General features: G+C 38.3%; 19 protein-coding genes. 9 read left to right on the top strand and 10 right to left on the bottom strand.

Translation table 11 applies throughout. From position 1 onward, the window contains the following. The first annotated feature begins 43 nt into the window (after window positions 1-43). The 5 genes from J0M15_05480 to J0M15_05460 are packed head-to-tail and all read left to right on the top strand — an operon-like array spanning window position 44 to window position 6,409. Window positions 44-724 (top strand): hypothetical protein, encoded by a 681-nt coding sequence (locus J0M15_05480; protein MBN8536482.1) that lies wholly within the window; start codon window positions 44-46, stop codon window positions 722-724. Beyond that, on the top strand, window positions 714-1,427 hold the full coding sequence (locus J0M15_05475; GenBank protein MBN8536481.1) for a hypothetical protein: 714 nt from the start codon (window positions 714-716) through the stop codon (window positions 1,425-1,427). Before J0M15_05480 ends, J0M15_05475 begins: the two co-directional genes overlap by 11 nt. Continuing rightward, complete coding sequence (locus J0M15_05470) at window positions 1,415-4,195, top strand: VCBS repeat-containing protein (GenBank protein ID MBN8536480.1); 2,781 nt, start codon at window positions 1,415-1,417, stop codon at window positions 4,193-4,195. The genes J0M15_05475 and J0M15_05470 overlap by 13 nt, the downstream gene beginning before the upstream one ends. Window positions 4,196-4,205: 10 nt before the next feature. Next, on the top strand, window positions 4,206-5,264 hold the full coding sequence (locus J0M15_05465) for an aromatic ring-hydroxylating dioxygenase subunit alpha (GenBank protein MBN8536479.1): 1,059 nt from the start codon (window positions 4,206-4,208) through the stop codon (window positions 5,262-5,264). Further along, window positions 5,255-6,409, top strand: coding sequence for a hypothetical protein (locus J0M15_05460; protein MBN8536478.1), 1,155 nt, complete (start codon window positions 5,255-5,257; stop codon window positions 6,407-6,409). The genes J0M15_05465 and J0M15_05460 overlap by 10 nt, the downstream gene beginning before the upstream one ends. Window positions 6,410-6,413: 4 nt before the next feature. Here J0M15_05460 and J0M15_05455 read toward each other — a convergent pair whose 3' ends face one another. From J0M15_05455 to J0M15_05425, 7 genes are all read right to left on the bottom strand, one after another. Then, the gene (locus J0M15_05455) at window positions 6,414-7,304 is read right to left on the bottom strand and encodes a sulfite exporter TauE/SafE family protein (GenBank protein ID MBN8536477.1); all 891 of its coding nucleotides are present in this window, start codon (window positions 7,302-7,304) and stop codon (window positions 6,414-6,416) included. Then, window positions 7,285-8,838, bottom strand: a complete 1,554-nt coding sequence (locus J0M15_05450) for a GH3 auxin-responsive promoter family protein (protein ID MBN8536476.1) — start codon at window positions 8,836-8,838, stop codon at window positions 7,285-7,287. Before J0M15_05450 ends, J0M15_05455 begins: the two co-directional genes overlap by 20 nt. Continuing rightward, the gene (locus J0M15_05445) at window positions 8,831-9,667 is read right to left on the bottom strand and encodes a fatty acid desaturase (GenBank protein MBN8536475.1); all 837 of its coding nucleotides are present in this window, start codon (window positions 9,665-9,667) and stop codon (window positions 8,831-8,833) included. The genes J0M15_05450 and J0M15_05445 overlap by 8 nt, the downstream gene beginning before the upstream one ends. Further along, the gene (locus J0M15_05440; protein MBN8536474.1) at window positions 9,660-10,595 is read right to left on the bottom strand and encodes a Rieske 2Fe-2S domain-containing protein; all 936 of its coding nucleotides are present in this window, start codon (window positions 10,593-10,595) and stop codon (window positions 9,660-9,662) included. Before J0M15_05440 ends, J0M15_05445 begins: the two co-directional genes overlap by 8 nt. A gap of 7 nt (window positions 10,596-10,602) precedes the next feature. After that, on the bottom strand, window positions 10,603-11,949 hold the full coding sequence (locus tag J0M15_05435) for a B12-binding domain-containing radical SAM protein (protein MBN8536473.1): 1,347 nt from the start codon (window positions 11,947-11,949) through the stop codon (window positions 10,603-10,605). Continuing rightward, window positions 11,946-13,379, bottom strand: coding sequence for a radical SAM protein (locus J0M15_05430; protein ID MBN8536472.1), 1,434 nt, complete (start codon window positions 13,377-13,379; stop codon window positions 11,946-11,948). The genes J0M15_05435 and J0M15_05430 overlap by 4 nt, the downstream gene beginning before the upstream one ends. A 90-nt stretch (window positions 13,380-13,469) precedes the next feature. Further along, a complete protein-coding gene (locus J0M15_05425) occupies window positions 13,470-13,997 on the bottom strand; it encodes a LysR family transcriptional regulator substrate-binding protein (protein ID MBN8536471.1) in 528 nt (175 codons plus the stop codon). Window positions 13,998-14,025: 28 nt separating this feature from the next. Here J0M15_05425 and J0M15_05420 point away from each other — a divergent pair, with 28 nt between their 5' ends. Together J0M15_05420 and J0M15_05415 are read left to right on the top strand one after the other, a co-directional pair. After that, window positions 14,026-14,631 carry a TauD/TfdA family dioxygenase gene (locus tag J0M15_05420; GenBank protein ID MBN8536470.1) on the top strand — a complete coding sequence of 202 codons (606 nt, stop codon included), beginning with the start codon at window positions 14,026-14,028 and terminating at the stop codon, window positions 14,629-14,631. Window positions 14,632-14,654: 23 nt separating this feature from the next. After that, window positions 14,655-16,097: an FAD-binding protein gene (locus J0M15_05415; protein MBN8536469.1), complete on the top strand. Its 1,443-nt coding sequence runs from the start codon at window positions 14,655-14,657 to the stop codon at window positions 16,095-16,097. On the opposite strand, the gene J0M15_05410 is transcribed toward J0M15_05415, so the two are convergent. After that, window positions 16,078-16,251, bottom strand: a complete 174-nt coding sequence (locus J0M15_05410; GenBank protein ID MBN8536468.1) for a hypothetical protein — start codon at window positions 16,249-16,251, stop codon at window positions 16,078-16,080. The genes J0M15_05415 and J0M15_05410 overlap by 20 nt on opposite strands. A 55-nt stretch (window positions 16,252-16,306) precedes the next feature. Between J0M15_05410 and J0M15_05405 the strand changes: the two genes are divergently transcribed. Together J0M15_05405 and J0M15_05400 are read left to right on the top strand one after the other, a co-directional pair. After that, on the top strand, window positions 16,307-19,120 hold the full coding sequence (locus tag J0M15_05405) for a hypothetical protein (GenBank protein MBN8536467.1): 2,814 nt from the start codon (window positions 16,307-16,309) through the stop codon (window positions 19,118-19,120). Beyond that, complete coding sequence (locus tag J0M15_05400) at window positions 19,092-19,640, top strand: hypothetical protein (protein MBN8536466.1); 549 nt, start codon at window positions 19,092-19,094, stop codon at window positions 19,638-19,640. The genes J0M15_05405 and J0M15_05400 overlap by 29 nt, the downstream gene beginning before the upstream one ends. Window positions 19,641-19,766: 126 nt before the next feature. On the opposite strand, the gene J0M15_05395 is transcribed toward J0M15_05400, so the two are convergent. Both J0M15_05395 and J0M15_05390 read right to left on the bottom strand, forming a co-directional pair. Beyond that, entirely contained in the window at window positions 19,767-21,530 is a 1,764-nt protein-coding gene (locus J0M15_05395; protein MBN8536465.1) for a DUF285 domain-containing protein, read from the bottom strand. A 4-nt stretch (window positions 21,531-21,534) separates the two neighbouring features. Next, on the bottom strand, window positions 21,535-22,911 hold the full coding sequence (locus J0M15_05390) for a hypothetical protein (GenBank protein ID MBN8536464.1): 1,377 nt from the start codon (window positions 22,909-22,911) through the stop codon (window positions 21,535-21,537). Between the last annotated feature and the right edge of the window lie 147 nt (window positions 22,912-23,058).

Genomic DNA, 23,058 nt, shown 5'->3' with positions numbered 1-23,058 from the left:
TTTTAATTTGGCAAACAATGAAATTTAAATTAGGCTGGTAAGGGTGATTCGATTTCTAAAATATTATCAATTAGTAATTCCTCTTATTTTTTTTCCCATAAGCTTTTACCTATGGCTAGGTCATTACAATAATGATTATTTAATCACAGCACTTCTCATTTTATTGCCAATTTTATTTTCGTATATAATGCCTGCCTTAGGTATAGACAAACTTAAATTGTGGAAAATAAATACGAAATATAAAATAAGTGGCGTCAGGCCTCAGCATGGTTTTGTATTAGGTACTTGGGGAAATATTTCGGCTTGGCTCAGCTATTTCCCGAACCGAAGTGATTACGTCGTTATTGACAGTCTGAGATATGCGTTGGTGTTGGGTTCCTTTTTGGCTTTTTGGAGCTGGATTTATGATATTTATGCAATAAAATGTGGGTTTCTGGTTCATTACACAAAATCTGCATTTGAAAAAAAAAGCGCGCATGAGATTGCATTCGACTTTGCTCCGGTCATTTTTGGACTCTTTGGATTTTCATTGGGTATTTCAATAAAGATTTATGAAGTATTTAATTTTAGAACTCCTGTCAGTTTAACAATTTTTTTTATTCTGTCTCTTTTGTTTATTTGTCTTATTCCCACCATAGGTTATATCTGGTTTCACCAATTAAAGTATAAATCTTCTGGTTTAAAATCCTACGTAAGTGAAATGACATTGAACGATGAAGTCTAAAATTCTTAATCCTTCATTATTAAGCAGCCAAAATAAGCTTGATATGTTGATTCTTATGGAAAAATATTATGAGGGATTTTCGAAGGAACAGTTTTTTCAAGATCTAAAAACGAAACAGTTGATCATTTTATTGCTAAAGGAAACCGGAAAACTAGCTGGGTTTTCAACGATAGAAATTGCTGAAAATCGAGAACCAAATGGATCAAAAAGTTTGCACTTATTTAGTGGTGACACCGTTTTAGAAAAGGAATTCTGGGGAAATGGAGCTTTAGCTTCGGCCTTTGGAAAGGTTTTAGTTTTAACTAAATTAAGAAATCCATTTAAGGAGGTCTATTGGTTTTTAATGTCAAAGGGATACAAAACCTATCTAATAATGGCAAACAATTTCCAAATTCACTATCCGCGACCTGATCAACCAACCCCAGAATCTATTCAGGCTAAATTGGATTCATATTATTCAAACAAGTTTCCTGATAGGTATAGTAAAGAAAGAGGAATTATAACTTCTGTAGACAATTCGGGACATTTGAAAATTTCAGTTGCAGATATTGATCTTCAACTTTTAAAAAACCCAAAGATTCATTTTTTTTCTTTAAAAAATCCAAAGTGGCAAAGCGGAGATGAGTTGGCTTGTATCGCAATCGTAACGCTTTGGGTTCCCATTCGATATGCTTTTAAAAGGATCTTAAAATGGATAAAGTAAAAAGTTTAAAAGACACAATATTAAAAAACTATTTAGAAATGGATCCAAGAATACCCATTGCTTTTATATTGTTTTCCTATTTGGTCTTAGGTTTAACTGTATTGGGATTTAATAGAAGTCCGCTTCAAATACTTGCCACAAGTAGTTCTTGTCTCGTGTTCGAAGGTATTTTAAGTTTGATCTTTGAAAAGCGTTGGCGTTGGAATTTAAGTGCTTTAATAACTAGTTTCTCTTTGTCATTTTTGCTAAATTACAGTCATGATTTTTTTTTGGTTTTCATTCCAGTTTTTTTGTCCATAGGTTCTAAATTTCTATTTAGACTTAATAATAAGCATTTTTTTAATCCTGCACTTTTCGGTGTATCCATGTCGTTGCTGTTAAGTGAGAACCTTATTACAGCTAGTCCTGCTTATCAATGGAACGGGATTGCTTCCATGTCGATTTTTGTGTTGTTAATGGGACTGTTTTTCGTCATACCAAAGGTAAATAGGCATTGGTTGGTTTTGAGTTTTTTATTTTTTTATACACTTCAAACAGCTCTTCGAGCCTTTATCATGAGACATCATTTACCATTTGAAACATTATTTTTAGGTACGCTTTCCTCGCCTTCCTTTCTCATTTTCACTTTTTTTATGATCACCGATCCGCCAACTTCCCCTAAGGATAAAAAAACTCAAATTGTTATTGGTTTTTCGATTGCTCTTCTGGATTTACTTTTGCACTTAAGGCAAAGTTATTATACTTTTTTTTATGCGGCTTTCATTTTGCAGTCTTCAAGATTTCTTTATTTTCATATTAAAAATATCTTTTCTACAGGAATAATTAATTCATTTAGGCAATTTGTGAAAACTAGATTTTATTTACGTCCGATAGTGTTTCTGTTCTTATTCTTAATTGGAAATATGGCCTACACTCAATTTATCCATCCAAATCTTAAAAGGAATCAACTAAATTGGAGCTTTAAAAAAATTCCCGAATCACAGTCTCATTTGCAAGGCTCCGAAAATGGCCAAATTTATTCATTGGTTGATAAGAGAATTCAACATATTAGTAAATGGATATTGAGTGTGGGTGATGCCGTTTCCATTGGTGATTTTGATAAAGACGGATTGCAAGATGTGTTTTTAACAAATGTGTTAAAAAGTAAAAATGTCAGAGCCTCTCTTTATAAAAATCTTGGCAATTATCAATTTACGAAAATAGAAATACCTGCTTTAGAATTGATAGTCGGTGATCCAGCCAAATATGGATTGATTACCAATGCTATTTTTGTTGATTACAATAATTCTGGTTTCCCATCTTTATTTCTTACAAAAGCCTTTGGATCGCCTATTTTGTTAAAAAATGTGGAGGGGAAAAATAACCAACGGGAATTTGTTGACGTGACAAATACAGTGCTGCCAAGAGATTTGTACACCAATTCAGTTTCTGCTAGTTTTTCTGATTTTAATAAAGATGGCCTCTTAGATTTAATAATTTTAAATGTATGGCCAGAGTTTCTGCCAGATTATTCGTCTCCTAAGAGATTAAATTTATTCTCATTGCCTGAGCCCGAGTATGAAAATGATTTTAGAATGTTTAATTTTATGCATGCTAGCTGGAATCTGGCAAACAACGGAGGAAAAAATTTAATTTTTTTCCAAAATTCAAAACATGAGTTTAAGATGCAAGATTCGGATGCTTTCGGTTTACCAGAAACGAGATGGTCTTTGGCGGTTGGAATTAGTGATTTTAACCAGGATAACTGGCCAGATATTTATGTGGCAAACGATTTTGGTCCTGATGATCTGTATTTTAATCAACAGGGATTAAAGTTTGAAAACATAAAAGGAACTTTTTTTGGAACCATTGGGAAGGATACCTATAAAGGAATGAACGTGAGTATTGCCGATTTTGATAGGGATGATAGCTATGCGGTGTATGTTTCAAACGTACATCATGCATTTCAAGCGGAAGGTTCCCTATTCTGGAAAATAAAAAATAAAGAGAATAATTCTAGACCTGAAATTACAGAGTTAGCATCAAGAAAGGGTGTGTTAAACGAAGACCGTTTTGGATGGGGAGCCGCAGCTGGGGATTTTGATAATAATGGATGGGTCGATATAGCGCAGGCAAACGGAATGGTGGACGACACTTGGGACAAGAAAGAAGAAGAATGCCCAGACTATTGGTATGTAAATGAAAAAATTGCGAGATCACCACCAAGTATACATAGATATGCGAATTATTGGGGTGATATCAGGGGATTTTGTATTTATGGAAAAGAAAAAAACCGAGTGTATTTAAACTTAGGATTAAATTCCAGACCCCAGTTTTACGATGCTGCAGAGTCACTTGAGGTGACCGAAGAAACCAACTCAAGAGGAGTTGCTAGTGCAGACTTAAATAATTCAGGACGATTAGATCTTCTGTTTACTCACCAATTTGCAAGCCCAACGCTTTATCAAAATAGGGTATTAAGCTCCCAGAAAGCAATGGACTGGATCACATTTGATTTGGAATCATTAAATAGCCAATGTAATCGCGATGCCATTGGTAGTACGGTTAAATTGATGGTTAAAAATAGAGATGGGACTCGGTTTTCTATAAAATCAGAAAAACAATTAGCCAGCGGTTTTTCTTCCCAATCTGATTCTCGGTTACATTTTGGTTTAGGAGAACAAGCCTATGAAGTCGAAGCTGAAATAAATTGGTGTTATGGTCTTAAAGTCGAAAAAAAAATAAACTTGAATAAAAATAAAATTTACAAATTATTTTTGGGTAAATAGAGGTTTATCGATGGGGTCAAACTTAAAAATTGAAGATGGTGATATTGTAAATAATTGGTACATAATTTGTTTGAGTCAAGAATTAAAAATGAATTCAATTCTAAAGCGGACCGTTTATGATCAAGATTTTGTTGTTTATCGAGATGTTAATGAAAAACCTGTTGTTCTCATTGATCGATGTATACATAGAGGTGTTCAACTTTCCAAAGGAAGATCAGAAAAGGGGGAGATCGTTTGTCCATACCACGGGTGGAAATACGGAGTAAATGGTCAGGTTACAGAAATTCCTTCAGAGAAGAATCCAAATTTAAAAAATCTTTGTGGTATTACCTTTCCCGTAATTGAAAAGTCAGGTGCTATTTGGATTTGGACCGGAGATAAAAACAAAGTGACGGAGACTCCATCATGGACGTTTCCTTATTATGGTGCAAAAAATTGGACTAGCTATTTTATGGTAACCGATTTTGAAAATGAAGTGAATCATCTGGTGCAGAATTTTATGGATGTACCGCATACGGTGTTCGTTCATTCAAAATGGTTTAGGAATCGAAAACTAATGAAAGTTCCAATTGAAATAACTGTTGATTCGGGAAGGGTTTTAGTAAAATATGTCCAATCAAAAGATTCTATTGGTTTCGTTGGTTTTATTTTAAATCCAAAAAATAACCCAATGATTCATACCGACGAGTTTATTTTTCCTAATATTACTCGTGTCGATTATCTTTTTGGGAACCAACATTTTATTATTAATTCTCAATGTACACCTATTAGCAAGGGTAGAACTCGGGTGTACACTTGGATTTGTTATCATCTTGGGTTTATTGGTTTTTTACTTAAGCCTTTTATGCAATATTACACAAGAAAAGTAATTACCCAAGACGTTGAAATTATGGAAAATCATGGAGTTAACTTAAAAAAAGAGCCAAGTTTTTTTAATCTTTCAAATTATAGAAATACTTCAGCTGACGAACTACACATTGCCATTGAGAAGTTAAGATCACAGGGAAAAGAAGATAAAGATTCCATAATGAAAATTAATTACAAAAAAGAAAGAGAATTTTGGATTTAACACAATTTTTAGAACGACATCCAAATGTGCGGTCATTTCAAAAAGAAATGGATCAGCATCAAATTTTTAAACTAATGAATTTGTCTCCGATGAGGCTAAAATATTTTGATCTTTTTTATGATCGAACTCCAGATTTTGATAATCTTCTTAAGGCCCAATCAGAAAAATCTTTTACTCTCGTTTTGAATGAGAAGGGGAAATTGTTGGTAGTCTGTTCGTTCATTCCAACAACAAGATACCGTAATGGAGAAAAAGTTAATATATGTTATATTTGCGATATGCGTACGATAACATCAAGAAACGGTCCATTATTATGGAGGAAATTTTATGCGGACTTTATTAATGAATCATTATTAATGGGAAACAAGTTTAATTTTACTGCGGTCTTATCCGATAACAGAGATGCCAACAGCAACTTAATTCATCCCAAGAAGGATAGGGGTTTTAAGTATGACCAAGTTATTACTTTAAATATGGTGAATGTTTTTGGAAGGAAACCATACTACTTTAAAAAAGGTATATCAAAGTGGAATCCAAAATCGGCATTAAAATTGGATGAAGAAAAAATACTTGAATTTCTTGAAGAAACTAACAGGAAAAAACTATTTGGATTTTGCTTTAAAGACTTTGAATGGAATCTTAGAAAATCTACGTGGGCAAATTATAGCATCGAAGGGTTTATAGTCGTCGAAGACAAAAATGGTAAAATATTAAGTTTGTGTTTTCCATGGAGTCCCGGAGATTTCAAAAGAATGAGAATTGACAACCTTTCTTTCTTTTTAAAGTTTGCAATAAGAGTCGTTAATTTGCTTGGGTTTAGCTTACCATTAAATAAAGAAGTTATAAATACATTGTATTTAACACATTTAGCTTTTTATTCTGAATTACCCAAAAAGGAAAGGTTGGCAATTTTAGAATCCTATGTTGAGTATATTTTAACTAATAAGAAAAAATTCAAATTTCATATGATTTCTTTTGCTGATGAGTTTGGTCTAATGGACTTGAAGTCAAATTTTAAAAAGAAATTTTTTATTCAAAAAACCAAGGTTAATCTTTTTACGGTGCGACCATCTCATATTTCCGAAAATAGATTTTCACAAGAAGATCTGAAAAATGGAATCGGTTTTGAAATGGCATTGGTTTAATTAATCATGGGGTTATCATAAACTGATAAATAAATATCAATCCATCGGCAATGGCGATAAACGAAAATACGATTTTGATCCATTTTGTATTTATTTTCGTTGCAATTAAAGGAGCCAATCTGGCTCCAAAAACACATCCCAACCCAGTAAACAAGCCAATTTCCCAGGGAATTCCATCAAGAAACAACACATGTATTAAACATAAGACTAAAGAGTTGATCGAGAGAAGAACAACTCCAAAAGCGATGGAAAGGTGTGCCGATAGCCCTTGAAAATACATCAAGTAACTGGCAACAATTTCGCCCTCGCCGATAGCAATCCACCCAGTAATGAGTCCTCCTAAAAAGGAAACCGAAAGTAAAATGAACTTTGATTTTAGGTTGGTGGCCAATTTTTCAATGTAGCCTTTTTCAAGGTTAGGACTATTGTTTTGTTTTAATGCATGCAACAATATAAGGAATCCTAAAAAAATTGAAACAGGTCCAAACAAGCCTTTAATAAGTAATGGTTTTGGTTTAAATATCAAGGAACTCACTAAAGTGCCCAAAATCAATCCAGGAATCGTATAATAAAACAATAATTTGGGAATTTTTTGTTTTTTTGTCCAAGCAATGGCTCCCGAGGTCATACCAAAACATTGGCTTACTATAGCTACTTTGAGTGCGACTAGGGGACTCAAATGAAATATAAAAATCATTACGGGAATGAAGACAATTCCGCCCCCAATGGCTGTGATATTTCCAATAATTGCTGAGAAAAAACCTACAAAAATAAAAATCCAATTTTGACGAGCCAAAGATAAGGGTTCAGTGATCATTGAAACGTAAACAGTGAGCCAGGATAATACGAAAACAAGTAACCAGTTGGAATAGTATTCAGAAACAAATTTTTTCAAATTCGACCTCATTTAAAGATATGTATGGTTCTAGTTTTAGATTTCCAAGTAACACATTACTTTTTCTAATTTTAACTAATTTATTGACGATATTATCAATCTTAATTGTCTTTAATCTTTTTAATTGGAACAACTGTCGAGCCAACGCATAATGATAATTCTCACTTAGCATATCTTCAATTTTTTTTTCTAGTAGGTCATTTGAGTTTCCTTGAACCTTTGGGCTTTCAAAAAAATAGACGTATTGATATTCATTGGCTTCCTGTTTTATCGAAAAAAAAGAATTTGCAATTCCAAAATCAGATTCTATGTTCTCAATAATTTCTTTTAAGATTTGAAAACTTAATTTTTCGCCAACCAAATCAATCGTTTTAAACCTTTCAATAAATTCGAAGCATGGAACTGAGTTATAGCTATCTACCACTTTTAAGATATCGCCCAGTTTGTATCTATAGAATGAATTGCTAGAGGTCAAAATGGGTTCCACGATTTGTCCTTTTTTAAGATCCCAGGAGGGTAAAATGTTGTCGGAATCAAGTTCTCTAAACTCATAGAAGTGACTTAGGTAGGCTAAAGGATATTTGTTTTCAAAAGGAATTGTTACCACCCCTTCTGTCGCCCAGAGTCCTTTACCTTGAATAGTGGTCGTTGGAAATAGAGTCGTTAATTTTGGAAACAATTTTTTACTACTTCCAGTTGTCCAACAGCTAATTAATTTTAGGTTTGGCCAGAGTTTGGACAAATTATTCTTCAAATCTGAACTAAAAATTTCTTTTAATATTTTTCCTTGTTTCGGGTTGAAAGGACATTTCACTTTTTTATGAAAATTAAGTTCTTCCCACCTCCCTTTGGATAGAATTTTTGATACTGTCTCTTTGTGGAGGGTTAAAAACTCAATAAGTTCAGTCAGAAAGATTGGACTCCAAACAGACAGTAAGCATAAATCCCTGGCATTTACTAAATAAACTAAAGTGGCCAGCAGGCTGTCCTCTAAAGAAAGCGCCAAATCTACCCTTTGGTTAATCGCAAAGGTTGATTTAAGTAAATGCTTTTTCCAAAATGAAAACAACTCGGAATCATCCAAAACGATGTTTTTATTTCGAAACTCATTAGGAAGCCATGATAAGGCCCAATAGTGTTTCCCATTTTTTATTTCTGGATATCTTGAATATAGGTCGTAGATCCATGGATTTAAAGCCCGATTGAATTCATTGATAAACTCCTTGGTGTAAGGAATCCATTTGATTTTTTCTGTGGACCCACTGGTAGGCTGAAATCTTAGAAAATTCTTGAACTCAATTGATAACGCCTGTTTGTGATTATCAATTTTTGTTAAATAATCAGAATAAGTGGTTACCGGGTATTTGGATTGAAAATCACTATAGGAAATCAACCCAGATTTTTTACAACCGAGCACTTTCCCTAAAATGGCAAGTTGGCTTTCCTTTAAAGAAAGAGAGTTAGCCTTAAATAAGATGTAATCAGACTTAGCTGAAAGCTTAATTAATGTGTGTCCTAATCTAGAATTAATCATTTTTTTGCCCCGAATTCTTACGGAAAAAACTATTAAATGTGTATCCAAAAAAAGAATTCTGAAGCAAGTTGTTATCTATATTTTCCTTAATTTTTCTATGCTTCATAGGTAGCTCCGACCAATGAATTGTCGGAGCTAAATGGTGGGCCGTATGAAATCCACCGTTGAAAAATAAGAAATTTTCAATTTTCGAAACAAAATTTCTAGAAAAATTATACTTACTTTTTAAGTCGCAATTTTCATGCTGAATTAAGTTCGAAAAGACTAAAAAAGTGTTTCCTGCCATCATTGGAAAAAGTATAAAAATAATGGCATTTAAAGGGTCATAGATAAAAACGAATATCAAAGTTGAATAAGAAACTATCATTTCATTTTGAACATTTTTAACCAGCTTAGCAGGTAATAACAATTTGTTTTTTTTCCATTTTTTTTTGAAACGTAACATGGTGACATAAGTGTAAGACAACAAGTTCACCAACCGATTTTTTCTTCTTGAGTTTGAAATATGAAAAACATCCTTTTTTGAAGGTAAAAATAGGTGATGATTCATATTGTGAATATAGACGATCAAACTGCAGGGACCCCCTCTTAGAATGCTGATCCAAAAGTCAACGAATCGATTTAGAAAGGGAACAGTGAAAATAGAGACATGACAATGATTGTGATTGATTTGATTCACTGACATGCTGAGGATGATTGAAAAAGGTAAAATGAATATTTTAGATGATAAGCTCAGCCTAAAGACAAAAGGAACAATATATAAAACACTTAAAATTAACATAAATAATAGACTTTGCAGATCTGATTTATTTCTTAAAAGTTTATTCATATTTTTCGAGATGATCCCAATAATTCCAAAATGTTTTTACTGGGGCATCAAATTCAGGAATTAATGTTTTAATTTCAGGTTTCATGTTCTCAACGATGCGAACGTCTGGGTCTAAAAAACGAACAGCTAAAAAATTAACCAAATGAATCAATAAGGTAGCCCGTAAATTTCGAAAAAATCCGTTCTTTTTCTCGATGAGAGAAAAAATAAATATTTGACTCAAATTTTCTTTTATAGGGACGGAAGAAATAACAACATTAAAATTTAGCCTGTGATTGCTTATAACGGCGGTGTTTCCACCCCAGCATTCAAGATAAAAAAATTGATTTTTAGATCCCAAAAGATTAACGAACTTATCATAAAAATTTTTATTTAAATTTTTTAACGAGAATTGCGCCCTTAAATGAAATTTATTTTTTGATGTAAACTTCAAATCGCCATCAATTTCTCTATTGTGAATTTTGCTTAAATGGTGAGGATCAAATCCATTAAAAATTAATGATTCAAAGGGAGTGTTTAATTTTTTGGTAAATACGTAACTTAAGGCTTCATTTTTTATATCAATTATTTCAGAAAAATCGAACTTTTCTTTTTCTCCAGGAAAAATAAAAATAACATTATATTTTTCTTTCACTGTAAAATTTTTCTTTCCTAAAGTATACTGTTCCGTCTTGCAACTTACCTTACAAATTCCGTAAGTATTGTATCTAAATAAATGAAAAGGACATTGAATTTCATCAGCAATGACTTTTCCTTTTTTTAAATGTGTTCCCATATGCTCACAGTGGCTCTGAACTAGGCCTAGTTTTCCGCTAAAGCCTCGAAAAAGAATCCACTCTTGATCAAATAAACAGATGGACTTTACTTGTCCCAGTTTAATCATAGAGGATGTTCCGATGGGATACCAAGAAAAGGGATATTTCTTCATAAATTTGTCATTGTTCCTTTAACCCAAATTTAATACCCTGTTTCCTTCGATTTTCCCGGCCATATATTGGATTGTAGGTCCAATATATTATCGATCTAAACAAGGAGCTCATGTGCGTTTTCGGATCCAAGTAACGTTTTATCATTACCAAAGGACTGCTCCATAGTTTTCTAGCCTCATCCAAAGCAACAGTTAATTCATCAGGACTCATTTGTTTGGGAATAAACGTTGAATGGTTAAATTGATAGTTTGGATGATTCCACCATTTTCCATCCCATAAGAGTCTGTGTTGTTCATTTAATGAATTATATAATGCCGTATTTGGATACGGCTTCAAAATATTAAAAGCACCAAAACAAAATTTATTAGCTATCGCAAAATCAACCGTTCTTTTTATTGTATCAAGGGTATCTGAATCATATCCAAAAGTAAAAGAAGCCCAAGTCTGCAATCCATAGTCTCTAAGTATTTCGATTTGATCTTGGTATGTTGGATTATTATATTTTGAAAGATTCGGGTGTGATTTTTTCATTTTTATTAATTCGAATTCAGAAATACTTTCAAATCCAATGACATGACCCATGCATCCACTTTTTGCCATGGAGCTCATCAAATCTTTGTCAAGGGTCATATCAATACTTGCCTGGCTTACCCACTTTAATTTTAATGGGATCATGGCTTGGCACATTTCTTTTGCTAATTTCCTATTAGCACAAAAATTATCATCTACAAAAAAAACAAGTTTATGTTTTCTTTTTTCAAGCTCTAACAAAACATCATCAATTTCTCGGTGAAACTGTTTTTTATCAAAAAATTTACTGATCGCGCAAAAATTACAAGAGAAATGGCAGCCTCGGCTAAACTGCATCAGAGTAATAGGTAGGTAATTTTTATTTTCAAAAATGTCTCTGCGGGGCAGAATTCTACTTTTTTGTGCAATTCCAGGCTTTGAATGGTAGATGGATTTTAAGTTCTTGTTTTTTAAATCTTCTAAGACCTCATGCCACTTCCATTCGGCATCACCAGTAAAAACCGAGTCACAATATTGTGCAACTTCATTAGGAGCAAGAGTAGGATGAAATCCCCCCATAATTACCTTTACGCCTCGTTTTCGAAATTCGTTAGAAATTTGATAGGATCGTCTTGCCGTCCAAGTTTCGACCGTTATCGCAACAAGATCCGTTGCTTCATCATAGGGAATTTCCTCAATGCGATCATCATAAAATTTAATCTCAAAATCGTCTGGAGTTAAGGATGCCAAGACAGCTATAGTTAATGGCTCCATTCGTCCTTCCTCAATATACAAGCTATCTATGCCAGTTCCAATTCTAGGTTTAATAAAGGTAACTTTCATACTTCTCCAACTCCATACCCATAAATAGGCGGATCACCTTCCTCAACATTTTTCACTATCTTTCCTGTTGTATCAAAAATAGGTTTATTGAAATTGAAATCAGTCTTAAGAACTGGAATTTCAGATTGAGCAATTCCTAAAGGTGAACCTTGTTTTCTTAAGATTTCATACTTCGAAACTAGATTTGCTCCCCAAAAAACAAGAGATGAATAGGGAGATCCCATGTTGGCCTTAAAATCATTAGATCGATACACTATATTTTGAAATTTATTGAATTCTTTTCTTGCCCAAAAACAGCCTTCTTCGAGTTCTGTCGGAGTCATTCCTTTGGGAGTAAAGGTTGCTTTGCCATAAGCATAATTGGGATCTAACCACCAAGGATCATTTAAGAGTTTACCTTCTTTTTTAAGGCGCGTATAAAGTTTAGCTCCGGGAGTTGGAGTTAACGGATTGAAGTTAGCCAAAAAAAATTTATTTTTAATTGCAAAGTTAACGGTTTCTTCAAAAGTATCTTTTGTATCATTATCGTAGCCATGCACAAAAGTGCCATAGATCATGACCCCGATGTCTCGCAATCTCTCAATCGCCGTTTCATAGTTTTGTTTTAAATTCCAACCTTTTTTCATTTGTGCAAGGTTTTTAAAACTTAAACTCTCAAACCCAACAACGACACTCAAGCAGCCGCTTTTTTTCATTAAATTCAAAAGCTTTGGATTTAATGCCACATCAATACTTACTTGACTACTCCATTTAATTTTTAGGGGAATTAATGCTTCAAAAAAGAGCTCAGCCTTACGTTCATCAACAAAAATATTGTCGTCAACAATAAATATATGTTTTCTGTTTAGAGTTTCAATTTCTTCGATGACTTCCGATATATTTCTTTGGCGAAGATTTTTTCCATAAAATGCACTGATTGAACAAAATTCGCAAGCATACTTACATCCTCGCGCGTACTGTACAAGAGGAATAGGCGCGTACCTTTTCCCTGAAAAAATAGATCTGTCAGGTTTAATGTATTTTAGAGGCCTTAAGGCATTTTGCCGGTAGACTGGTTTTAATTCATTATTTTTAAAATCGTTTAAAATTTCGTTCCAAATCCCTTCAGCATCACCGATGGCCACGGAATCGGCATACCTTAATGCCTCATGTGGCATAAAGGTTGGGTGATAGCCACCCATCACAACTGGAACTCCTCGCAGTCTAAATTGATTAGCAATCCAGTAGGCTCTTCTCGCAGTGTAGGTTTCAACGGTGATAGCAACTAAATCTGTAGGTTCATCAAATGGAATTGATTCAATACGATCATCATAAAGGACTCGGTCAACATCAATAGGAGTCATTGCCGACAAATAAGCAAAAACTAGTGGAGTCATTGCATCAAGAGAAGGCCTATCACCAATGTTAGGTCTAATAAATGTAATTTTCATTAAAGATGATTATATGAATGATTCAATGTATTTCAAGCAAATATATGAAATCCCGTTTTTTAAGTATAATAATTATTGCTTTAAAAGTTGTTACAATTCGAAGGTAGCTAATCGGATGAGCTCTCGTCCAGCTTTGCTAGACAAAACATCTTTTCGAAAAGCAAGAAAAATCTTGTCTTCATAGAAGGGCAAGCTTGAATTATAGGGAACCAAGTCAGCGCCGTCCGCTTTGGCTACCCGTTCAGGCAGGATTCCAATTCCCTGACCGCTCAGCGTGAGAGTTCGGATCAACTCTAAGCTTGTCGTGCTGATAAGATTCCACTCTTTAAAATCTTTGGTGTGAGTTTTTCCAAGTATCTCTTGCATTTGAATTAAATTCCTATCTGCAAAGATCCGCTTTGGAAGAGTTCCGCCACCGCGCTTTTTCCAAAAAAGGACGCGATCATCTCCTAGCTTTTTCAACACCAGGTCTGGATGCCGTATAGGGTTCACGACAAAACCGATGTCTACGTAAAAGGACACAACACCTTCTGTAATTTTTCGAGAAAAGTCGTGGATCAATTCGACTTCAATTCCTGGGGCCTGGACGTGCAGATTATCTAGAAACTTCGGAAGCACATAGCCTTTCGGAAAGGTTCTTGAGCTTGTGGAGCGTCCTCATCCGGAAGATCATATCTTCGACAATAACTACGTCCCCTTGCATTGGGATGGGATGTACCGACCGCAGGTTCCTGAGTTTCAGCTCTTTCATTGTGTTCAGGCGCCACGTTTAGGTCAAGGCGGGCGGACCACTTTTTCGAATACCATACTCGCTTTAGAACAAGCACCGGTTCATCTGCGTTCTTTGTGGGGGAAAGTCACAGGTCACTACCAGCGCAAAATGGAATTTTATGATAGCAAGACGGTTTCTCCAGTCATTGATTCCCATCCACACCAGGGTTATTCTGTTATCCGGTACAACGAGCCACCCCTTGCAGGGTATGGGCACTTCGTTAATCCGCCCGTTCTTGAGTTTACCGGTGTCAATGAAGTCGAGCTTGTGGAGTTTCATCGAAGCCTGCGGGAAGCGCTCTATTCGTCAAGCTGTTATTATGCTCACGAATGGTGTCAGGGGGATCTTGTCGTGGCCAACAACTTCTCGCTTTTACACGGACGGGAAGGCTTTGAAACCAAGGCCCCTCGCCACCTCAGGCGAGTTCATGTACTCAGTCAGCCGCCTCTGAACAACCCGCGGTTAGTGTCCTACCTATGAGCAGAATAAGCAGGATGAGCAGAATGAGCACGCAAATCGTTGACGTCGTTATTATCGGTGCAGGGCCAGTAGGACTCATGTGTGGCTATTTGGGCCAGCTTTGTGGTTTGAAAACGGTCATCATTGACAAGTCTGACGGGCCTTTGCAAGTGGGCAGGGCGGATGCTCTGAATGCTCGCACCTTGCAACTTTTTAAGGTCGTTGATTTATTTGATGAACTCTATCCCTTAGGAAAAATATGTAACACGAGTTCCGTGTGGTCAGAGGGAAAGTTTATTTCACGTCAATCTTCATGGTGGGAAGATCTTGAGGGGTGCTTGCATAAACACTTTCTGATGCTCGGGCAGTCCTATGTAGAAAATTTATTAGATGAAAAACTTAAGAAAATGGGATCGGCCGTGACGCGATCAACAGCAGTCAAGGACATTGAAATAAAAGGAATTAAATGTTTCACGACTCTCTCCAGTGGTGAAAGGATTCAATCCAGTTATGTAATTGGGGCCGACGGCTCTCGCTCTTTCGTTCGTGAGCACTTTAAAATACCTTTTGAAATGGTGAGGCCACAAATGGTATGGGCCGTGATTGATGGGACTATAGAAACAGATTTCCCAAAGGTACCTGAAATCATCGTTTTTCAGGCAGAAACATCTGATGTGGCCTGGATTCCTAGAGAAGGAAAAATAGATAGATTTTACGTTAGAATGGAGCATAAGGATTTTACCTTCGCAGATGCGGTTGAAAAAATCAATCGGGCGATAAAGCCTCATTCTTTAAGTTTTAAAGAGGTTTCATGGTACTCTCAGTTTTCTGTTAAGGAATCGGTTGCTGAAAACTTTTTTGTGCAAGATCGTATTTTTCTTGCAGGAGATGCCTGTCATATCCACTCAGTTAATGGAGGACAAGGACTTAACACTGGTATTGCCGACGCTTTTAATCTCATGTGGAAGATAAATAGGGTGATGAATCAGGGGGCTTCCAAAGATCTTTTGCTAAGTTATGAAAGCGAGCGCAAACCGATAGCCGAAAGTGTGATTGAGGCCTCAGGAGAATTGGTCCGCTCGACGAAGTATTCACAGAGCGGTACCCACGCTCTGGATTACATCAAGATCGTTCAAAAACGCGCTGGAAATATCACCGGAATGGGAATTCGCTATGGCGAGCAGGGACTCTCCGGTTCAAGACTATTTGATTTCGAAGTTTATCATGCTGCCATCAAAACTCGGCTTTACTCCCTTTTAGACTATACTCAATTTACCTTACTTATTTTTGGTGACTGTCGAGTTGAGCTCAACTTGCCTGAATTTGTTAACGTCATTCAAATTTATCCCCAAAAAGTTGGGGAAGGATATTGGGCGGAAAACTCTCCCTACAAGAATCAGGCGGTGCTGGTGCGACCTGATTCTTATATCGAGTCATCGACATCCTTGGATCGAATCAAGTGCCTGTTTAAGGAGTTTGAGCCATGATGAAAAAACCAGTGGTGATCGTCGATCCCTTGTCCCCATGATTCGCTAATTCACTTCTTACGAAGCTTTCGACTTTTTCGCTTTTTTGGGTCGTATTTGAAGTTCCATCCCAAGACTTTGCATGTATGTTGAAAATTTTGGGATTTTTTTTCACTTCATCTCAAAATGAGTCTCTTGTTTTTTCAAAATATCCCGATTTATCTTCTAATATGACCAATATAAAAACACTAAAGTTTATCTTTTTTATATTTTCATTTTTCTTCTTAACTTCATCGCAAGTGTTCGCGACAGGTGCAGGGATTACCTACAACGGTCGCATTCTCAATCCCAACGGAGATCCTGTTCAAGGAAATAGCGTTCAATTTAAACTGCAAATTCGTACCATTGGAAATGAGAACTGTCTGATGTACGAGGAAGTGCAAGTTAAAGACATGAGTGGCTCTGATGGGGTTTTCACTTTAACTATCAATGACGGTTCGGGCACTCGACTTGATTCTGCCGCCTATGGATTAGATCAGATCTTTGCCAATCGAGGTACTTTTTCGTTCCCTACAAATTATTGTGCTTCAGGAAATAGTTATGCTCCAAATCCTTCCGATGGCAGGAAGTTACAAGTTTATTTTAACGATGGCACCATCCCCGCTGGAGAGTGGGAACCGAGTCCTGCGATGGCCATTAATTTTATTCCTTCAGCTATTGAAGCCATGCAGGTGGGCGGATACAAAAAAGAACAGTTGCTGAAATTAGCTGACGGTGTTTCAACAACTGGGTCTGAATTAGATGCCACGAAATGGACCAACCTGCAGGCCTTGCTCGCAGGGAGTTCTTCTCAGTATGTGACTCCGGGTTCTGCGACTTTTACGGCGGCTCCGTCATGGAGCGGAACTCCGAGTGTGGGGACAGACTTGGTAAACAAAACCTATGTGGATGCTCAAGTTGCTGCGGGTTTACCCGATGTGGGAACTCCAGGAACCTATGGGAAAGTCACAACAGACGCCAAGGGCCGTGTGACCTCAGGAGCCGCGCTGGTGGAAGCCGACATCCCCACCCTGAGCACCGCAGGGAAGGTCAGTGGATCGGCGATCAACACCGGAACTGTCGGTGGAAATGCAGCGATCAACACCACGGGAAATTTAGTGACCACGGGAACTGTGAGTGGGCAAACGCTGTCAGCAACTCAGTTGCGAGTTTATAATGGAGCCAATTACTTGCAATTCACCTCACCCACTCTTTCAGGAATTACGAATTTTATTCTTCCCCCAGGAGACTCGACAGGGACGCAGTACCTGCGTTCTGATGGGGCGGGGAATTTATCTTGGGGCTCACCGGGATCAGTGAGTTTAACTCAAGCAGCGAATCAGGGAGTCACCATTACGGGCACAGGACCGATTTCGCTGGGAACCGTGCAGGATATCCGCACGACCGCATCACCCACCTTTGCAGGAATGATTTTAAATAACGTGGCTACGAATTTGACCCAATCGGTATCCGTAGGAACAAGCTACGGGATCACCTGGCCGGGAAGTGTGGCCTCCACAGCAGGCTCCGTACTTACTTCCACAACCGGAGGCCTGCTGAGCTGGACCGCCGCTGTTCCCGCAGCTAATGGAGGAACGGGGCAATCCAGCTACACGATCGGAGATCTGCTCTATGCTTCGACTAGCTCGGCACTTTCGCGATTGCCAGCAAGTACCAGCGGTTATGTGCTCACCAGCAACGGAGCAGGCACCGCGCCCTCATGGCAAGCTGCCGCAGGGGGTGGCGCGATTTCAGCCCTGACTGCCGCAGCCAGCACGAACAGCATCGATAACACAAATTACGCCCAGACATGGAATTGGTCCACGGCCACCACTGAGAACCCGATGGTATTGACAGCCAATGCTTTGACCACAGGAAGTCTTTTGAGCGTGAGCACCTCTAACGGCTCGCTCAATTCCACCAATGGCTTGCTAAACGTGGCCAATACGGGAGCCTCCACCAGCGGCGTCCTAGCTAGGTTGCAATCCAACTCCACCTCGGGGTCAGGGCTAACGGTGCTGGCCAATGGGAATGTGGGGATAGGAAATGCGGCGCCAGCAGCGAACCTCCACCTTGTTGGACCGTCCGGAACAACATTAAAAATCGTCGACGGCAATCAAGCCAATGGTAGGGTCCTAACTTCCGATTCGAACGGTGTTGCGAGCTGGGCAGTGCCCTCGACTGGTGGGCCAGCACCTTATACCGAAAATTTTGAAACCTGGGGCGGAACTAACCCAACGAATTTTCCGGTGGGCTGGACACGTGGAGGCGGAGGAGCGACACAACAATCGACTTCAAATGTCGTCAACGGTAGCTATTCTGTCCAACTAACAGGGTCAGGCTCTTATATCGAAACTTCAATTGATATCACTGGATACAAAATTTTGAAAGCCACCGTAGTTGTTGGTAACTCGATCGCCACAATTGCGATCAATGGAACCAATATTTGGAAGCAAACTGGTGCCCTTTCTTCAACGGTGATCGAAGTTGACATTTCTTCCTATTCTGGGACGGTCGCACTTCGATTTCAACAGGCTTCCATATCCGGTGGAAACAACTTTTATATTGACGAATTAAGTCTCAAGGGTGGCGGGGAGTCTCAGTGGTCGAAATCAGGGGGTTCTCTATATAGTTTAACTAACAACGTTGGCATTGGAATTACGAATCCACAGGCTAGCCTCGAGGTAGCAGGTCAAACCAGAAGCGTGAACCCCACAGGAGCCTCGCAGACAAATGGCACGGCCGCAATTGACTGGAACAATGGGAATGCTCAGACTTTATCGGTTGATTGCGCAACGACAACTTTTACAAATATGCTCGACGCAGGGACTTACATTTTGGCCGTGACTGAAACGGGCACCTCAACTTGTGTGTTTTCACAAGCAGGGTTAACCTTCTATTTCTCGCCTGCAAATGGGGCTAGAACCTCAGGTCAAAGAACTGTCTATAGTTTTCAAAGAATAGGAAATGATGTCTATGTTTCATGGATTAAAGGGTTTCAGTAAAATCAAAGTTATTCTTGTTTTCGTTGGATTATGTATAGGTTTATCAAAGGCAGTCTATGGTCGTTCCCAAATTCCTTTCGGGTTCTTTAAGGCATCAGCTCCACCTTTGATTTTTGGAGACGGCTTCGAGTCTGGATTTACTGGTGGGGTGCCGAATGGCTGGACGAGAGTAAGACGAAATGTTGCACAAAACACTGTCAATTATTCTGAAGGGGCAAACGCAGTCAGTCTTTCTTATTCTGTTGCTGATGAAGGTCATGGGGAGCTTTATCGAGATATCAATTTTACAGGTGTTGGAACTGTGAGTATTGAATTGACCACAATTTCAAATATTGGCCCCTGCTTCTCCCATCTCATATTGAAAGTTGATGGGACAACAATTATTGATTCTGGTGGAACGGGCGGCCCAGGGAACTATACTGCCGTAGTATCTTATAGCGGGATTCACAGACTTTCTATTTCAATGACAGCGTTGAATACTTGCTCTGGAACGACGTTTGATGATCTCAGGCTGTACTGATTGGTCACCCCAAGAGTCGCTTGAAAGGCGCTTCGTAGGTTGATAAAGTATCGGCGGATTCTCAAGTACCGCTTATTCAGAATTTGCAACACGGATGATCGATAGCAACCTCCTGTCATTGCATCATTATGGAAAGCCTATTGGTTTAGGTAAAATCCAAGCAGTCGCTAATAACCTGTAATCAACATAGTTTGTCCCGACTGCAGTTACATTCCACCCACTTAAATCTTGATTGAATGTGCTAGCTGATTGAAACATACGGGTCATATTCGTGACTGCTTCCGTATTCCATGCCCCGATGGGTTGGTTGAAGACACTGGCAAAAATAAACATAGATTCCATTTTCGTTACTGCCGACGTGTTACAGGTACCAATTGGTTGGTTAAACGAGAAGGCTTGTTGAAACATGAATGACAAGTCGGTGACAGCTGCCGTGTTCCAAGGGCCAATTGGTTGATTGAAGAAACGGGCCTGGTCAAACATGAATGACATATTCCTAACTGCTGACGTATTCCAGGTGCCAATTGGTTGATTAAACACATTAGCTTTTTGAAACATGGATGACATATTCGTAACTGCTGCCGTATTCCAGGCTCCAATGGGCTGATTGAAGGCGTTGGTCTCTCGAAACATATGTGCCATGTTCCTAACTGCTGATGTATTCCAGGCACCGTTGGGTTGATTAAACACGAAGGCTTGTTGAAACATGAATGACATATCCGTAACTGCTGCCGTATTCCAGGCTCCGATGGGTTGGTTAAACACAAGAGCATGTTGAAACATGTATGACATATTCGTAACTGCTGACGTAATCCAGGCACCGATGGGTTGGTTAAATGATTTGGCAGCTGCAAACATATGTGCCATGTTCGTAACTGCTGCCGTATTCCACCAACCGATGGGTTGATTAAACACGTTGGTATTTGAAAACATGTATGACATATCCCTTACTGCTGCCGTATTCCACGAACCGATGGGTTGATTGAAAACTCTTGCGCCGAAAAACATAGCCGACATATCCGTGACTGCTGACGTATTCCATATGCCAATGGGTTGATTGAATGCCGTTGCGTCCGAAAACATATATTTCATAGTTGTCACTGCTGATGTATTCCACGCGCTAATATCGTGATTGAAAACTGTTGCGTCGGCGAACATATACGACATAACTGTAACTGATGAGGTATTCCATGTACCGATGGGTTGGTTGAACGCATGAGCTCCTTGAAACATATATGACATAGTCGTCACTGCTGATGTATTCCACGCGCTAATATCTTGATTGAATGCCGTAGCATTCGAAAACATATAAGACATATTCGTCACAGTCGATGTATTCCACGCACTAATATTTTGTGTGGCTGAGAGGGTATCACTAAACATAAATGACATGTCCGTCACAGAAGACAATTTCGGTGAATCGGCGGCCAAAATAACCAAATTTTCACAACCTCTAAACATACGTGTCATTGAAGTCCAAACGTTATTTCCCCAGGCGGTAACATTTAATATTTTATTGCGATCGCCACCGCCATTGAACATTAGGCGATCAAAGCGGCCTGTCAGTTTGATTGTGTAGATGCCAGGAGCTGCATAGGTATGAACCCGATTCGGGTCACTCCATATGTTGATGACATTTGTGTTACCATCACCCCAATCTACAGTAAAATTATAAATCGGGCCCAAAATTAAAGGGAGGTTCACTTGGTTAGCTAGAGATGATCCTAAAGTTATATTCGCGGTATTCCAAGACATAATCATACTTGTAGCCTGAGATGATTTCCAAAAGCCAATAGTTGTGCGGAAGGCATGGGCTTTTGAGCTCATAAAAAGGATTCCGAGCGCCAAAATAGTAGTTGAAATCAAAAAGGAAAAAACTTTTTTGTTCATAATATTAGAAACCAACCATCCATGAAACATAGACTTGATCGTTAATTCGTTGAAAAGAGTAAATCGTGTGAGTATTAACTGGGCGAACCCCATTTGCTGGTTGAAACCTGTAACCAACAGTCGCAGAATCATCACCGGTAACTGCCGTGGCAAAGTCGCAGCGAAGGGTGTTATTACTTGTTACAGCAAGGGTATAAGAGCCTCCATCCCTGAGATTCTCAAAGGTCAGTGGTGTTGAACAATCAAAACTAGTTGATTGTGCATTTCCATTGGCCCAATTAATAGCTCCAGCTGCGCCGGAATAGGATTTTGCTGAGATTTGGCCAGCAACAGTCAGCTTTGAACCTGTTCCGGGAGTCACTGTTCCAATTCCAACATTCCCGTTGCCAAGCAAGGTCATTTTAGTCGAAGGTACACGGTCACCTCCACCAGAAACTCCTGAAGAGGCTGTTTGAAAGTGAATGCTTGAAGATCCAGTACCTGTTGCTATTCCTGAGGCTAAGATAAGGTTGCCTCCATCCCCATCAAGAAAACCTGCCTCTGCACCTCCACCCGAGATGGTAAAATTCTTACCACTACCTGTGCCGAATACTCCACGTTCCATTCCTATTGTCTCAGCAAAATTTCCACCGATTCCAAGAAGCTTTGTCGGTATCATGTCATTTGTCTTTATTCCAACTCTTCCAGAAACTGAATCTTCAAATATTCCACTGGTATCCAAAATCCCAGGAACCAGACTCCATTTAGCTAAAAACCCAGGAGTTCCCGTTCCTGTTGAAATTCCAGTGCAACCAAGAATTCTTGCCGCTTCAGGAACAGTTAAGTCAAGTTTGACTTTTTGGGTCACTCTAATTGGCTTGACTGATCTGATAAGTGCATTTCTCCCAGTCTGAAAGCTGATACGCCACTGTCCTTGCCACTCATCAGGTAAGGCCCCTACTTGTTCCAATTCCGCCAATTCAACTTTATCAACAAGTAAACTAAAAGATGAGCCTGGAATAAGTTCGCCATCTTTGGCCAATATTGGTGGTACAAAGGCCCCACTTTTACATCCAGAATAAAGGGTTCTAACGGAAATCTTCTGGCTCCTGGGCGGCTGAGTCGAATCAAACGCTAATCTTGAGTAATTCTCAAAATTTGGATTTACGTTCACATCATTTTTAAACTGACAAGAGCAATTGTTGGCTTTCAAAAATGTGGCTAACAAATTTGCGGTCAGGTCATTCATTTCCAATTTCTGAGATAGAAATTTTTGAGAAACATTTTGTTGAATCAAAGCATCGATAATTAAACCCATAACCACGGCTGCAACTCCGGCAGCTACAAGTGTACCAACTAGAGTTTGGCCAATCTTGTAATTTACAAAGTATAATCGCCTCAAAATTAGACTCCAACATCAATTCAAGTATAAAATAATACTAACTAATGATGGCATGGAGCAGGCCAATAAGTCAAATTTTGGAAAATAATTTGAGACATTTTTCTCATTTCAAGAAATCTAGTTTAGGTGTGATCGCTAATTCATCAA

This window comes from Deltaproteobacteria bacterium, assembly GCA_017302835.1.
Taxonomy (GTDB): Bacteria; Bdellovibrionota; Bdellovibrionia; order Bdellovibrionales; family Bdellovibrionaceae; genus UBA2316.
The sequence above is the reverse complement of the archived record's forward strand: the minus strand, read 5'-3'. Positions and strand labels throughout refer to the sequence as shown.